A 14573-nucleotide genomic window follows, 5' to 3' on the forward strand; every position below is an offset into this window, starting at 1 on the left:
TGACCTTTGTGAAGGTTGGCTGCTTGCAAAAGAGACTTAACGGGAAAAGTCAGCTCAGAAATGAGGGGCAATAGTTTACTGACTCAATAGCCCTAACGCCATTTCAAGGTACACCTTAGCCTTGTGAGCGCTAGCAGCTTCTCTTGGCTGTATGAGCGCAGTGAGCGATCGCAGTTATCAGCCCGTCTAGCCTTGATTACACGGCATGGCTAGCAAGAAGAACTGTTTTTGTGTCAAACATGTCAGATACACACACTAGTATCTCAGGCTTTAATAAGTTGGTGCATCTTAAAACGACTAATCGATATAAAGCTCTGCACTAGCAGAATACCCAAAATTCAGTGCTGACAACATGTCTACCATTATGTTAATGCGGTTTTTTTGTATCAGTGAACCACTGTGTCAGGGTTTTATTTGTGCTGTAATCTATGCCAGGAACCGGACTTGAACCGGTGACACGAGGATTTTCAGTCCTCTGCTCTACCAACTGAGCTATCCCGGCTGGGGCTTTTGTGAGCCACGATTAATCAATGTAGCAAAGATAAAAGAATATAGCAAGTCTTTGGAGAAAAATAGTTATGCAGGTTTCAAACTCAACTTAAACCAGACGAAAACGGCTACAAATAGGAGAAACTGGACAAGAACAATACTTGGCCCAGAAGCAAGGTTGAAAATACCTGAAACAATAATGCCAGCAATGCTGCTAATGGAACCAACTATCACCGACATGACTAGAAAGCGGGTGAAGTGGTGACTCATCAGTTTGGCGGTGGAGGCGGGAATGACCAAAAAGGCGTTCACCAGTAAAACACCAACAGCTTTAATCGCCACAGCAACGGCGAGTGAAAGCAAGACCACAAAAGCGTAGCGGTACAATTGGACGGGAACGCCTTGAACTTGCGCTACATCGGGGTTAAGGGTTAATAAAATTTGCTGTCGCAGAGTTGATAGTAAAAATATGCTACCTCCCACAAGGACTAGCAGCGTCAAAATCAAATCTGTGGTGTCGATCGCTAGAATATCCCCGAACAGTACAGCCATCAAGTTGCCACGATATCCTTTAATTTGGCTCGTGAGAATTAAACCGATCGCTAATGCTCCAGATAGCACGATGCTAAGTACGCTATCGCTAGCTAAGTCGGTTTTGTCGATGAAGTAGAGGACAATAACCCCAAAAACTAAGGTAAAAGGTAATAGCATCCAAGTAGGATTTATTTGTAGCAGCACACCTAACGCCACACCTACTAATGCTGCATGACCAACCGCGTGGCTAAAAAATGACAACTGGCGCAAGGTGACAAAACTACCCAACATCCCGCCAAGTATTCCCATCAAGGCAGCACCGACAATCGCACGCTGTATCGAGGCAAGTTGTAACAACTCTAGCAAGTCATTACTACTAGCGATCGCAAGCCAAGTTATCTGACAATCATTGAATAAATTTATAATTACTGGCATAATTCATTCTTTAATTACGAATTACGAATTACGAATTACGAATTCTTTTAATGTTGGTGCTGGTAGCGGCTAAAACCTGGCCCGTAGGTTGCTAACAGGTTTTGCGGTGAAAGGGCAATTTCTGGCTTACCAGTACAAACAATGCTTTGGTTTAGGCAAAGCACGCGATCGCAATGCCGATTTACCATATCAATATCGTGAGAAACTTGTAATACTGTCCAACCTTCCTCTCGCTTTAATTCATTTAACAAAGCGTAAAAATCTGCTGCACCTTGTACATCAACACCAGCAAAGGCTTCATCTAGTACCAAGAGTTTCCGAGGCATTACCAAACAATAAGCCAATAAAACCCGCTTGAGTTGACCGCCACTAAGAGTACCAATAGCTTGATGCTGTAAATGATAAGCATCAGTTCGCCGTAAAGCTTCTGTTACTGCTGCCGATTTTTCTCGGTCTTGTTTCCACAGTTTGGAGAAAAATAAATTCTTTTTTTTCCCTTCCTTAGTCCATCCCAGTCCAACTAATTCGCTGACAGAAATGGGAAAGCTGCGGTCAAAAATGAAGTTTTGCGGCATATAGCCCAATGCGTGGCGTAAATGCCCCAATCTGGAAATTGGACGATCTAATATTTCAATCGTCCCAGCACTTCGAGGTATCAAATCTAAAACCGCTTTTACCAAGGTACTTTTACCAGCACCATTGGGGCCAACAATGGCTGTATCTGTTCCTGGTAATAATTCAAAGGAAACATCTCGAACAGCTAGATAGCTGCCTTGATAAACAGTTAATCCTTCTACTTTCAAAATAGGAATGTCATTAGTCATTGGTTATTGGTCATTGGTTATTGGTCATTGGTCATTGGTCATTGGGCATCGGGCATTGGGCATTAGGCATTGGTCATTGGTCATTGGTCATTGGTCATTGGTTTATGCTTAGTAACTTTAAATAAAAGACAAAGGACAAATGACAAATGACAAATGACAAAGGACAAAGGACAAATCTATTTACATGATGTTTCCAAAATTTTTAAATTAGCTTTCATTGCCTTGAAATAATGCTGTGGATCTGTTTCTCCAGTTTCTAAAGAATCCAGAGTACGCAAATTTAATTTCAAGTCTTTAGAGAGGCTGTTGAGCAGTTTATTATCTACTCCTGGTTCGCTAAATAAAGCTTTAACTTTGTATTTTTTCACAGCGCTGACGGCATTTTGGACATCTGTTGGTGAAAGTTGATCTTCAGGAATTTGCACCACAGCAACTTGCTTGAGGTTATAGCGTTTAGCTAAATATGGAAATGCATCATGAAAGGTAATAAAGGTGCAAGTGGGATTTTTCTGTAAAGTCTGCTGAAATTCACTGTTTAAACTTTCTAATTCTTTAATATAAGCTGTAGCATTTGCTTCGTAAGTAGCTTTGTTCCTCGGATCGGCAGTAATTAATCCGTCTCGAATATTTGTTACCTGCTGTTTTGCTAAAACTGGATCTAACCAAACGTGAGGATTACCTTGACTATGTTCGTGGTCTTTTTCATCTGACGTAGTTTTTACAACAGGTGAAATTGCATTTAAGGGTTTAATACCAATACTTGCATCAATTTCAGTTAATTTGGGATTTTGGGCATTTTTGACAGTACCTTCCAAAAATTCCTCTAAGCCTAAACCATTTTTCACTAACACCTTAGCAGTAGCGATCGCTTTGACATTTCCTGGTGTCGCTTGGTATTCATGTACCTCCGTACCAGGTGGCACTAGAATTTCTACATCTGCAACATCCCCAGCTACTGCCTTAGTAAACAAATATATCGGCAAAAACGTCGCTATTATTTTAGTTTTTCCCGACTGCGCCTGTGGGGTAGAAGCAGCTTCCTGTGCTTGCGGCGATTGTTCGGAAGTTGTTCCCTGATTTGGATTCGATTGGCTACACCCAGTAGCCATCGACAACATTAGCAGAGCAATTATAGGCAAGATGCCGCTTCTTTGCCTACCTGTTCTAATTTCTCTGCAATTCACAATCACCTATTTTGCCTCCAAAACGGATGCTGACTCTGCCTATGTCAAAATTCCTATTGACAACTTTATACTATAATAATTCTCATTCTCATTCTCCGTATATAATATCATTCTGGGTTTGCTGTGTAATGAGTAATAACAAAACTTTTTCAGACGGTACAGCCCTCTCCAATTTAGTTTTCCCTAAATAATTAGGATTTCTTGACTTTTTTTGTTAAAAAGTTTCCTGACTTCTGATAAGATTGCTGACAAATATTCTCATAAAATACACGTTTTTTAAACGTGGTTTGGGTGTGAGTTGGAGATCGGTGTGAGGAGAGAAATGCAAAAATTCTGGAAATATCTGCTAGTTAGTCCAGCAGTCTGCAATGTCATGCTATTTGTGAATACTGCTACATTTGCAGGTGAAACTTCTAGTATGTCTGAAATCAATCAAGTGCAAGTTTTAGCTAATCCAGACACAAAAGTTCAGACAAAAGCGCAAGTTACCTCCGTGTCTCAATTTTCTGATGTACAACCAACCGACTGGGCATTTCAAGCATTGCAGTCTTTGGTTGAACGCTATGGCTGTATTGCAGGATACCCAAATAGCACTTATCGCGGTAATCGGGCATTAACGCGATATGAGTTTGCTGCTGGTTTGAATGCTTGTCTCGATCGCGTTAACGAACTTATTGCTACAGCCACTGGCGATTTAGTTAACAAACAAGATTTAGCCACATTACAAAAGTTGCAAGAAGATTTTTCCGCCGAACTGGCGACACTCCGAGGTCGTGTGGATACAGTAGAAGCGCGAACTGCTGAATTAGAGGCGAATCAGTTCTCAACTACAACTAAATTGCAAGGACAAGTTGTTGCAGTTGTTAGCGATGTGTTGTCAGGAAATACAGTCAACGGTGCGGAAATTACAGATAAGAATACAACTTTAGGGTTACGGGCGCGGATAGAATTAGTAACCAGTTTCACAGGGAAAGATACGCTGTTCACCAGAATCCAGGCTAATAATATTCTCGGCCCTAATATTGGTACGCCAGAGGGTAACTTATTTTTTACTGGCGAGGATGGTACTACTGATGCTGCGATAGATGCACTGTTTTACAGATTTCCCTTGGGCGAAAAAACAGAGGTTGTTGCTATTGCTAATGCAGGTGCAGCAGACGACCTTACCACTACTGTGAATCTCTTTGATGGTGATGGTGCTTTTGGTGCTTTGTCCACCTTTGGTACACGTAACCCAATTTATAACCAAATAAATGGCGCGGGGTTGGGAGTAACGCACGAGTTCAATGATAAATTGGCACTAAGTCTAGGGTATTTGAGTGGTACAGCTAATGACCCTACACCCAATAATGGTTTGTTCAATGGTTCTTATGGTGCGTTGGCGCAGCTGACAGTTAAACCAAGCGATCGCATTTCTATCGGTTTAACTTACATCAATTCCTATAATCAACCACTACTCACGGGTAGCAATGCCGCCACTTTCCAGGATATAGCAGCTATCCAGGGTTTACCAGAAGATCAAGTAGGATTTTCCAGTAATTCTTACGGTGTCGAAGCATCCATTGGCATCACTGATAACATCGTCTTAGGTGGTTGGGCTGGATACACCAACAGCCAAAGCTTGAGAGGAACTCGTGGAGACGTTGATATTTGGAACTATGCTGTCACCTTGGGCTTCCCTGACCTCGGTAAAAAAGGTAACTTAGCAGGTATCATCGCTGGTGTGGAGCCGAAAGTGACAAGTTCTGACATCGCAGGGTTGGATAGCGATCCTGATACATCCTATCATCTTGAGGCTTTTTACCAATATAAGCTGAGTGACAATATCACCATTACTCCTGGAGTCATCTGGTTAACATCTCCAGATCACAACGACACGAATGATGATGTTGTTATTGGTGCATTGAGAACCACATTCAGTTTCTAATTTTTAAAATCTTAAAAGAAGACGCAAAAGATAAATTTGCGTCTTTTTTTGTGTATAGGTTTAAAAATAGAACTTAGCATTTTTACCCAGCTTGATATAGCAAGGGACTGGGGACTGGTGACACTTCGACAAGCTCAGTGCATCGCTGGGGATTGGGTGAAAAGTCTTGTTGTGTCTAAGTTTTATCATCTGTTAATGTCCTAACCACCAAGGCTTGTGCTATATCTGAAAACAACGCGAGTTTGACAGTTAGGAAAAGTCAAAAAAGTTGCTCGATATGAATTTGCTTAATTGAACATCCACGCAGCTTGAAAAAAGTCGCGTTCGCAAAACATTGCATAACGATAAGTTGAATGCACAACAGAGTTGGTAGCGGCATAATTGTCAACCAAATTTTCTAATTGTTGTGTTAGTGGTTGAAAATCTGCACTGCTATAAGTACGAATCCAGTCTGCATATTGATGATCGGGAATACCGTTACCAGCCAATTTTTCTCCTAAAAAGGCATACAAACGCATACACGGAGACATCGCCGCCGCAGTTAAACCTACATCTTTGCTCCAAGCAGTTGCTAACAAAAAATCAGTATAGCGGCGGGTAGCAGATGCAGGTTCTACAGCATACAAATTGACTCCCCACTCAGAAGCATAACTACTATGCAGCCGTAGTTCTTCTAAAACCCCACTAGCTAAATTATGAAATGTGGTGAAACCTAACCAGTCTGGTGCTTTAGCTGCGGCGATACTGTAGGCACGGGCAAAAGCTTCTAAGAAAAAAGCATCTTGCCCTACGTAGTAAGCAAATTTAGCTCGCTCAAGAGTACCATCGCCAATACCTTGAACGAAAGGATGCTCTAAGCAAGCTTGGGCTAAGTCTTGATTTGCTGCCCATAATTCGTTAGATAAAGTCATTTGTTATTTGTCATTTGTCATTTGTCATTTGTCATTTGTACTGCCCTTCAACTACGCTCAGGAACCGCGAACGCGAACAGCGTCTCGTAGAGAAGCCGTAAAGCCTGCGGCATAGCTTCGCTTAAGGCGCAGCGTCTCGTAGAGAAGTATTTGTTAACTGTTATTATCTCTTTTAAAAAGGGAAGAAATTGAGCAAGACTGAGCCAATACTTCCCAAAAAGTCAACGAAGCTGGGTTTACCAGTACTTACCTTCTCATTGACGGGTGTTTGCAGTTCTTTGATAAAAGTTTGGGCTGTTAGGGTTCCAGTGCTGTTGTTTTGGGATGTAAACAATTTTTGTGCAACTTGAGCATCTTGGAATGCACCTTGTCTATCTAGTATTTGGTAACGGGCGACACCACGAGCTAGATAAGCATCTGCATATTCTGGTTTAATTGCGATCGCTTGATTAAAATAACTGATTGCTTGCTGTTGGTTGCCTTTTTGCCCTTCTGCTACACCCAGAGCATAAAAATCTGCTGGTGAAGCAATTTGTGATGGTATCGCAACTGCACCTTGAAAGTTAGTCCCATTCAAGTAAGCGCCAGTTAGTTCTGCATTTGCTAAATAAGTATTTCTCAAATCAGCACCCGTCAAATTTGCCCCATTAAATTTAGCTTCGCTCAGGTTAACGCCAAATAAACTCGCGCCACTTAAGTTTGCACCCCGCAAATCTGCACCGCTCAAGTTTGCACGGCTGAGGTTAGCACCTGTGAGATTAGCACCGCTCAAATTGGCTCCAGATAAGTCAGCCATCACTAAACCTGCACTCGTCAAATCACAGTTTTGACATTGTTTGGTTGCTAATAACTGTTTAACATGTTCAGAATTAGCTGCTTGTACGGTCGTTGTCAAACTAATCGTGGTTAAAAATGCAACTGCACTTAGAAGTTGATTCTTCATATTTATGTAATATTTTTTACTTAATAGCAGTATGAACTGAGATGGATTTATACCTCAGCATTATGATATGAGCAATCTCAATAATTTGTCCTCTGTAGTTGCCTACATCACTTATAAATTGGTGATACCTTTCCTGTGGAACCTTACGCTAAAGGATTATAGAAAAGTCGGAAAAGTATAAATTGAGCCGATATTAAGATTGATAACCCCAGTAACAAGGGTAAATGAGCATCATTCGTCAAGATAAATGATACACTTTACTAGAGGCGAAACTGATGTTACAAAATTAAACTCACTGCAAAATATCGCTTCCAAAAAATCATCTGTAACATCCAAATAATTAGTATTTTTTAAAATCAAGTCAATTAGTAGAGCAGTATCCAAGCCTAAAGTTTGCCCTATAACTGGACTAGTCATTGTCATCAGGGATGCTCTAACTCAGGAGCAAAATGATAGATTTGCTTTTGGATACCCTGATTTTAAATAAATATGAGACTATAGAAACATTAAGGCAGTCAGAAAAACGTGAGTCAGCAAGACAAACTCTTAGACAAAATTATCTCTGGGACTTCTGATACAGATATCCCCTTCGCCCAACTGTGGCAACTTTTATATACACTAGGCTTTGAAGAACGGATTCGTGGCGATCATCGTATTTTTGTCAAAGCCGATGTTGAGGAGATATTGAACCTGCAACATAAAAAAGGAAAAGCCAAAAGTTATCAAATTAAACAAGTTCGGGCAGTGATTCTCAAATATAAGCTAGGAAGTAAAAATAATGTTTCGGTATGAAATTATTCTCTACTGGAGTGAATTAGATGGAGCTTTTATTGCTGAAGTTCCAGAGTTATCAGGCTGTGCTGCTGACGGTGATACTTATCAAGAAGCACTGCATAATGTAGAATTAGTTGTGCAGGAATGGATAGAAACTGCTAAAGATTTGGGGCGTCCAGTTCCTGAGCCTAGACCACGTTTGATGTATATTTAATTGATACACAAAGCAAGTTAAACTGATTTTTTAGCACCATCAGAAATATTTAATACCACATTAGATACGGTTCGGAAAAATTTTCGCTAAAAGACCTAAAAATTTCTACTGGCTGCCATTATAGTATCTAAGTTATAGCGATTCTCATTTGAATGGGTACATAGTATTGCCCATTATTGTCAACTTCAGATCAAATGCTTGTACCACAAGTCGAATTACCCCCCTTAATTCCCCCGATATATTGGGGGTAAACAAGAAAATCCGGTTCCCTCCCCTTTATAAGGGGAGGGTTAGGGTGGGGTAAAAGAATATTTGATACATTAATCATAACTTTTCAAACATTCTTTAAGTGAAAAACTTAGTTACTGGCAACCTTACAAATTACCATAATATGTGATTTATATTTGTTAGTAGTATAGTGAATAAGTTGTAGTCCAGAACGTTCTAGCTCTTGCAATAGTTTAGGTATTTCATACTTGTGATGTCGCCAAATAGTAATCTCTTCACCTTTAGAGATTTCAATATTTTTATCTACACCCATGCGACTAAAATTTATAGTGTAATCATGACGTAGTTTCAGATTAGCAACAATACTATCTGTTTTTAAATCATATTTTCTCACTAGTTCGCAATCTTCAGATTTTATCCCAATCTTCTTTTTAACCCATCCATATACTTCTTCTACATGATACTTGCAGCCACCTCTAACTATTCCATCCCATGTAGAGTTAGAACCAGTTTCGTTAGTAAATACTAAAAGATCATTTTTTCCCATGCTATCTCTAAAATTTTTGAACACCTCATCTCTATTTTGATGATTTCCAATGGTAACACCTAAGTGTAAAAATATTTTTGTTGTGTCGTCAATTTCAAGGCTAGCTTGATTTTGGAATAAACTTTTGGGTACACAACTACTTTCTATGTCAATTGTGTAACTGAGAAAATCAATTAATGGAAACCATTTTTTAAAATTGCTTTTGGATACATGAAGCAATTCTTCACTAATATCTAAGGCAATATATTTATTAACTTTTCCTAGTTTGTTTAGTTTGCAAATAAACTTTTTAACTGGATAGGAATTACCTGCGCCAACGTCTATAATATTTACTCTATCACCAGCTTTTATATTACCATTTAGGTATTTAAAATTATCTTTTAAAAGGTCAATTTCTACATTTGCTCTTCCATACCATCTAGGAATAGCGTGTTTCAGATAAAAATCGTTCCAAATTTTGGCACCTCTCCCTTTATAAGAATACTTGAGAGGAATTTCTCGTCTGACTTCTAATGCATGAATTATCCCTGAAACTTCTTCTTCAGAAAAAAGAGAGTAGAACTCAGAACTTGGCTTTGCTGTGCGACTGATAGCAGGTGAAATATCACAGGGAAGTTGGGAATTGCTATGAAAATTTTGAGCCATTATTCTTGTTCTTTGGTTTTCTTCGGTCTTGAAATTGATTAGCCGCAATGCTTGCTAAAAATGTATTCTCCCATGCCACTGTCCCAAAACTCGGAATTTGCACCACAAACAAGAGAGGTACTCTATATTTCACATTCGCCACTATCAAATGGTCAATTGTTTTTTTACAATCAAAGTACGATAATTTTCCAATGATACAGGGGTAAATACCATTGGTTCAGCAACCAGAACTCCAGGAAACTTCGTCGATAAAGGCAACCCAGCGCGTGCTTAAAAGTTTAAGCACTTACCGATGGACTTCGCTTGGAGCATTGGTCAGCCTGTTGCTGTTGACGATCGCAAACGCACTCACTCCACAACTATTTCGGTGGGGAATTGATGAGGGAATCGCGCCAAAAAATCTCCAAATTGTGCTATATAGCGCCGCCTGGATGGTAGTCGCGGCGATCGCTCGTGGTGTATTTAACTTTGGACAAAGCTATTTAGCAGAAGCAGTGTCTCAGGGTGTTGCTTATGACCTGCGAAACAAAATTTTCAGCAAAATTCAAAATCTCAGTTTCAGCTTTCATGACCAGGCGCAGACTTCCCAACTACTAACCCGTGTTACCAGCGACATTGAACAAATTCGTACCTTTGTTGGTACTAGTTTAATTCAGGTCGTCAGTTCAGTTGTGACATTGGTGAGTATTTCGGTGGTTTTGCTGGTGATGAACTGGCAATTAGCACTGATTAGCCTAACAGCAGTGCCGATAACCGCATGGTTAATGGCACGATTCGTCAGCCGAAATAACAAACTTTTTCGGCAAGTACAAGAGCAACTGAGCAACCTCAATGCTATATTGCAAGAGAACTTGCTAGGAATCCGCGTAGTAAAAGCCTTTGTGCGGGAGTCAACCGAAAGGTCGCGTTACACAACTCTGAATGATGGCCTAGTCAAGGCAAACATGAAGACCATTAGCGCCATCCGCGATACCTTTCCCTTGATATTCTTGCTGAGTAATTTGGTAACACTGGCAGTTTTCGCCTATGGGGGAGCGCAGGTGATTGGGCGCAGATTTTCCATTGGCGAGCTGGTGGCGTTTAACTCCTATCTAGCGTTGATTCTCCAACCGATTTTGTTGATTGGATTTGCCGCACCCGCGATCGCTCAAGCAGCTGCTTCCGCCGAACGAGTCTACGAAGTTGTGGATGCAGAGGTAGAAATTCACGATTGCCCCGGTGCTGTCCCCTTTGACACCTGCGGTGGTAGAATTACCTTTGAAAATGTTTCCTTTCGCTATCCCGGAGCGACAATCGAAACTCTCAAAGAAGTATCCTTTGAAACCAAGCCTAACGAGCTAATCGCCGTTCTTGGAATGACTGGTTCGGGAAAAAGCACAATCATGAACCTGATTCCTCGCTTTTACGATGTCACCAAGGGAGCAGTTCGCATTGACGGACGAGATATAAAAAGTTTCACACTCAAAAGTCTCAGATCGCATATTGGTATTGTTTTTCAGGAAACCACCCTCTTCTCTGGCACAATCCGCGAAAATATTGCCTACGCCAAACCCGATGCTACCTTAGAGCAGGTGATTGAAGTTGCAAAAACCGCCCAAATGCACGATTTTATTAGCGGTCTACCCGATGGCTACGAGACGATTGTGGGCGAACGGGGCGTAGGCTTATCTGGTGGACAAAAGCAGCGAATTGCGATCGCTCGTACCTTACTAACCGATTACAGCATTCTGATACTCGATGATAGTACCTCAGCTATAGACGCGAAAACTGCTGCCCAAATTCAAGCCGAACTAGATGGTTTAATGCGCCAAAAAGCTTGTACAACCTTTGTAGTAGCTCAACGTATTAGCACCGTGAAAAATGCCGACCGCATTTTTCTCATGGATAAAGGACGCTTGGTAGCACAAGGCACTCACGAAGAATTGATGCAAACCAGTCCACTCTACGGTGTGATTTTGGAATCTCAGGTAAAGCCGAAGGAGAAAAAATGATCTCCAATTAGCATCATTAATTTTGCTTACAGCCTTGTAATCAAGACTTTTAATCTAAAATCCAAAATCTAAAATCCAAAATTTTTATGAGAGGCACTATTCCCGTTGTTGCATCTGAGGAAAACGCGAGTCAGCAATTTTCCACCCTGCGGCGCTTTTTACAATACGTGCTGCTTTATCGCAAAGAAATTCCCATCGCTCTGACATTAGTATTAATTGGTGCCATAACTCAGGCAGTTGGGCCATTCTTTCTCGGCTGGTCGATCGATCGGCTGATTGCACAAGGGAATTTGCAAGGACTGCTGATGTTGTTAGGGCTACTAGGGCTAAACTACGGACTTGGTGTCTTAGCAATTCGGGGTCAAATTGTTCGAGTCGGCTGGATTATGCAGCGATTGCTGGCTCAACTAAGGCAAGATATTTTCATTAAAATCCAAAGTCTGCCACTCAGCTTTTTCGATCGCAGCGAAGCAGGCGATTTAATGAGTCGCTTGCTCAATGATGTCAACACCGTGAATCAAGCATTTGGACTGACGATTGCCCAAATGCTGGGCAATACTTTCAGTTTGGTGGGCATTGTGATTGCCATGCTCTCAATCAACCTGCGACTTGGTTTGTTGAGCAATCTGGTTGTGCCACTGATGATTTTTACCACAAGCTTATTTGCACGTTGGGCAAGAGCCAGATTTCGCGTCACCCGACAAACCATTGGGGAACTTTCTGCCAAGTTAGAAGAAGATATTGGCAGCGTCCGAGAAGCACAAGCATTTAATCGCGTACAGATGAATATCGCAGAATTCGACGTTCTTAACGCCGCTAATAGAGATGCCAACGTTGAGGCTGTGGCAATTACTTCCGCCTTTTTGCCTTCTATCGATTTTCTCAACACACTAGCAACGGCTGGCGTGCTAGCCTATGGCGGTTATCTAGCGGTAACAGGAGCTGCAACAGTGGGTGTAGTGACATCCTTTTTACTTTACGTCCAGCAGTTCTTCCGCCCGATCCAAATTCTCAGCCAGTTTTATACTCAAGCTCAATCTGCTTTTGCCGGATTAGAGCGAATATTTCTATTATTAGATGAACCGTCAGAACTCAAAGATGCACCCGATGCCATAGAAATGCCGCCTATTCAAGGTGAGGTGACATTCTCAAATGTCAAATTTGGCTATAACCCAGATCGACTGGTTCTTAAAGGAGTGAATTTACACGCCTATCCAGGAGAGATGGTTGCATTAGTCGGGCCAACTGGTTCGGGAAAAAGTACAATTATTAACTTGATTTTGCGCTTCTATGATGTATCAAGCGGTGCAGTAAAAATTGACGATCTTGATGTGCGTAGCGTGACTCAAGCAAGTCTGCGCCGTCAAATTGGCATCGTCCTACAAGATAATATTTTATTCACCGGTACCGTCGCCGAAAATATAGCTTTTGGCGCTCCTTACGCCAGCCAAGCTGATATCGAAGCGGCTGCACAACTGGCAAATGTGCATGAGTTCATTACCTCACTACCACAGGGTTATACAACTCAATTGGGTGAACGGGGAGCGCCTCTGAGCCAAGGACAGCGACAACTAATCAGTATTGCTCGGGCGGTATTAATTAATCCCCGAATTCTGATTCTGGATGAAGCCACTAGCAGCATCGATACCCGCACAGAAGCACTAGTACAAAGTGCGATCGCTCGTTTGCTCCAAGGCCGTACTAGTTTCGTAATTGCCCACCGCCTCAGCACAGTTACTCAGGCAGATCGGGTATTAGTAATTCAGCAAGGGCAAATTGTCGAACAAGGTACTCACGCCGAACTCGTTAATCAGCAGGGTGTTTATGCCAACCTTTATGCTCTGCAACTGGGTGCAGCAGACACAATGGTTCTTCAAAACGAGAAGTAAAATATATAGATATATAGCTCAAATTTACTAATTGTCAGCAAAAAAATGAAGCTCCCTAACCTAGATTCGGAAACCATCGATCGCATCATTGAAATGGCATGGGAAGATAGAACATCTTTTGATGCGATTGAGGCTCAGTTTGGGCTACTGGAGAAACAGGTAATTGCCCTAATGAGGCGCGAAATGAAAGAATCTAGTTTTAAAATGTGGCGAGAGCGAGTCACCAAACGCAATACAAAGCATTTATCTCAGCGAGAATTTATTACAGGTCGGTTTAAGTCGCACAATCAAAAAACGTAAGTAATTGGGTAAGCGTAGGCGTAGCCCGTCGTCGTAGACATCGCTCTTTTATGATATAAACCAACAGAGGCTAAAATGCTGTCGGTCGAAAAAATAAACCTGCGATTGCTTGCACTCATTGAGTGAAAACTACCAAATTCACAAACCCCATGACGAAAGTTACACTCTACATTGCAGCTAGTTTGGATGGCTACATTGCTCGCAGCGATGGCAAAATTGAATGGCTATCAATCCTTGATACAGAAGGTGAAGATTACGGTTACACTGATTTTTACAAATCGATTGATGCGATCGTCTTAGGTAGCAAAACGTATGAAGTAGGGCTGGGTTTTGATCGATGGCCTTATCCAGAAAAAAAATCCTTCGTATTCACCCAGCGTAATTTACAATCCGAGCGTCAGGACGTTGTGTTTGTCTCTGACCCAGTAAAACAGGCGTTAGCTAATATAGAGGCTCAAGGTTTTAAAAATATCTGGCTAGTTGGTGGCGGAAAATTAATCAATTCGTTTCTTCAGCACAGCTTGATTGACGAATATATCATTTCAACGATTCCAACTATCTTAGGTGGCGGGATACATCTTTTTCCACCACCTACCCCTGAAGTAAAATTGGAGCTGATTAACTCACAACAATATTCTACTGGTTTACTTCAAGCACATTATAGGCGAAAAGTAAATGGTTAAAATAATTCGTAATCCTTAACGATCTTCTCTACGAATTACATTAGCGCAGCATTAG

The 14573-nt window shown here is 41.3% G+C and carries 14 protein-coding genes and 1 tRNA gene; 8 read left to right on the forward strand and 7 right to left on the reverse strand.

The annotated features are described in order from the left end of the window. Positions 1 to 429: 429 nt before the first annotated feature. The 3 genes from RMX89_RS11700 to RMX89_RS11710 all read right to left on the reverse strand — a co-directional run bounded on the left by RMX89_RS11700 (position 430) and on the right by RMX89_RS11710 (position 2282). Positions 430 to 502: transfer RNA gene (locus tag RMX89_RS11700), tRNA-Phe, on the reverse strand. Positions 503 to 576: 74 nt separating this feature from the next. Next, positions 577 to 1458, reverse strand: a complete 882-nt coding sequence (locus RMX89_RS11705; RefSeq protein ID WP_322689055.1) for a metal ABC transporter permease — start codon at positions 1456 to 1458, stop codon at positions 577 to 579. Positions 1459 to 1505: 47 nt separating this feature from the next. Further along, on the reverse strand, positions 1506 to 2282 hold the full coding sequence (locus RMX89_RS11710) for a metal ABC transporter ATP-binding protein (RefSeq protein WP_322689056.1): 777 nt from the start codon (positions 2280 to 2282) through the stop codon (positions 1506 to 1508). On the opposite strand from RMX89_RS11710, the gene RMX89_RS11715 reads away from it, so the two are divergent. Continuing rightward, complete coding sequence (locus RMX89_RS11715) at positions 2269 to 2394, forward strand: hypothetical protein (protein WP_322689057.1); 126 nt, start codon at positions 2269 to 2271, stop codon at positions 2392 to 2394. The two genes, RMX89_RS11710 and RMX89_RS11715, sit on opposite strands and share 14 nt — an antisense overlap. Positions 2395 to 2458: 64 nt before the next feature. On the opposite strand, the gene RMX89_RS11720 is transcribed toward RMX89_RS11715, so the two are convergent. Then, entirely contained in the window at positions 2459 to 3400 is a 942-nt protein-coding gene (locus RMX89_RS11720) for a metal ABC transporter substrate-binding protein (protein WP_322689113.1), read from the reverse strand. 388 nt (positions 3401 to 3788) lie between these two features. Here RMX89_RS11720 and RMX89_RS11725 point away from each other — a divergent pair, with 388 nt between their 5' ends. Continuing rightward, positions 3789 to 5393, forward strand: a complete 1605-nt coding sequence (locus RMX89_RS11725) for an iron uptake porin (protein WP_322689058.1) — start codon at positions 3789 to 3791, stop codon at positions 5391 to 5393. A 287-nt stretch (positions 5394 to 5680) separates the two neighbouring features. On the opposite strand, the gene RMX89_RS11730 is transcribed toward RMX89_RS11725, so the two are convergent. Together RMX89_RS11730 and RMX89_RS11735 are read right to left on the reverse strand one after the other, a co-directional pair. After that, positions 5681 to 6304 (reverse strand): TenA family protein, encoded by a 624-nt coding sequence (locus RMX89_RS11730; protein WP_322689059.1) that lies wholly within the window; start codon positions 6302 to 6304, stop codon positions 5681 to 5683. A 172-nt stretch (positions 6305 to 6476) separates the two neighbouring features. Beyond that, positions 6477 to 7247 (reverse strand): pentapeptide repeat-containing protein, encoded by a 771-nt coding sequence (locus tag RMX89_RS11735; RefSeq protein WP_322674293.1) that lies wholly within the window; start codon positions 7245 to 7247, stop codon positions 6477 to 6479. 525 nt (positions 7248 to 7772) lie between these two features. Between RMX89_RS11735 and RMX89_RS11740 the strand changes: the two genes are divergently transcribed. Next, entirely contained in the window at positions 7773 to 8039 is a 267-nt protein-coding gene (locus RMX89_RS11740; RefSeq protein ID WP_322689060.1) for a type II toxin-antitoxin system HicA family toxin, read from the forward strand. Then, entirely contained in the window at positions 8026 to 8235 is a 210-nt protein-coding gene (locus RMX89_RS11745) for a type II toxin-antitoxin system HicB family antitoxin (protein WP_416211976.1), read from the forward strand. The genes RMX89_RS11740 and RMX89_RS11745 overlap by 14 nt, the downstream gene beginning before the upstream one ends. Positions 8236 to 8593: 358 nt before the next feature. On the opposite strand, the gene RMX89_RS11750 is transcribed toward RMX89_RS11745, so the two are convergent. Then, complete coding sequence (locus RMX89_RS11750; RefSeq protein WP_322689061.1) at positions 8594 to 9655, reverse strand: L-histidine N(alpha)-methyltransferase; 1062 nt, start codon at positions 9653 to 9655, stop codon at positions 8594 to 8596. A 212-nt stretch (positions 9656 to 9867) separates the two neighbouring features. On the opposite strand from RMX89_RS11750, the gene RMX89_RS11755 reads away from it, so the two are divergent. The 4 genes from RMX89_RS11755 (at position 9868) to RMX89_RS11770 (ending at position 14518) form a co-directional block, all read left to right on the forward strand. Further along, positions 9868 to 11646, forward strand: coding sequence for an ABC transporter ATP-binding protein (locus RMX89_RS11755; protein ID WP_322689062.1), 1779 nt, complete (start codon positions 9868 to 9870; stop codon positions 11644 to 11646). Positions 11647 to 11732: 86 nt separating this feature from the next. Continuing rightward, positions 11733 to 13535 carry an ABC transporter ATP-binding protein gene (locus tag RMX89_RS11760; RefSeq protein WP_322689063.1) on the forward strand — a complete coding sequence of 601 codons (1803 nt, stop codon included), beginning with the start codon at positions 11733 to 11735 and terminating at the stop codon, positions 13533 to 13535. Positions 13536 to 13580: 45 nt separating this feature from the next. Then, entirely contained in the window at positions 13581 to 13835 is a 255-nt protein-coding gene (locus RMX89_RS11765) for a TIGR03643 family protein (RefSeq protein ID WP_322689064.1), read from the forward strand. Positions 13836 to 13984: 149 nt separating this feature from the next. Further along, positions 13985 to 14518 (forward strand): dihydrofolate reductase family protein, encoded by a 534-nt coding sequence (locus tag RMX89_RS11770; protein ID WP_322689065.1) that lies wholly within the window; start codon positions 13985 to 13987, stop codon positions 14516 to 14518. The last annotated feature ends 55 nt before the right edge of the window (positions 14519 to 14573 follow it).

This window comes from Nostoc sp. DedSLP04 (assembly GCF_034530775.1).
Classification (GTDB): domain Bacteria; phylum Cyanobacteriota; class Cyanobacteriia; order Cyanobacteriales; family Nostocaceae; genus Nostoc.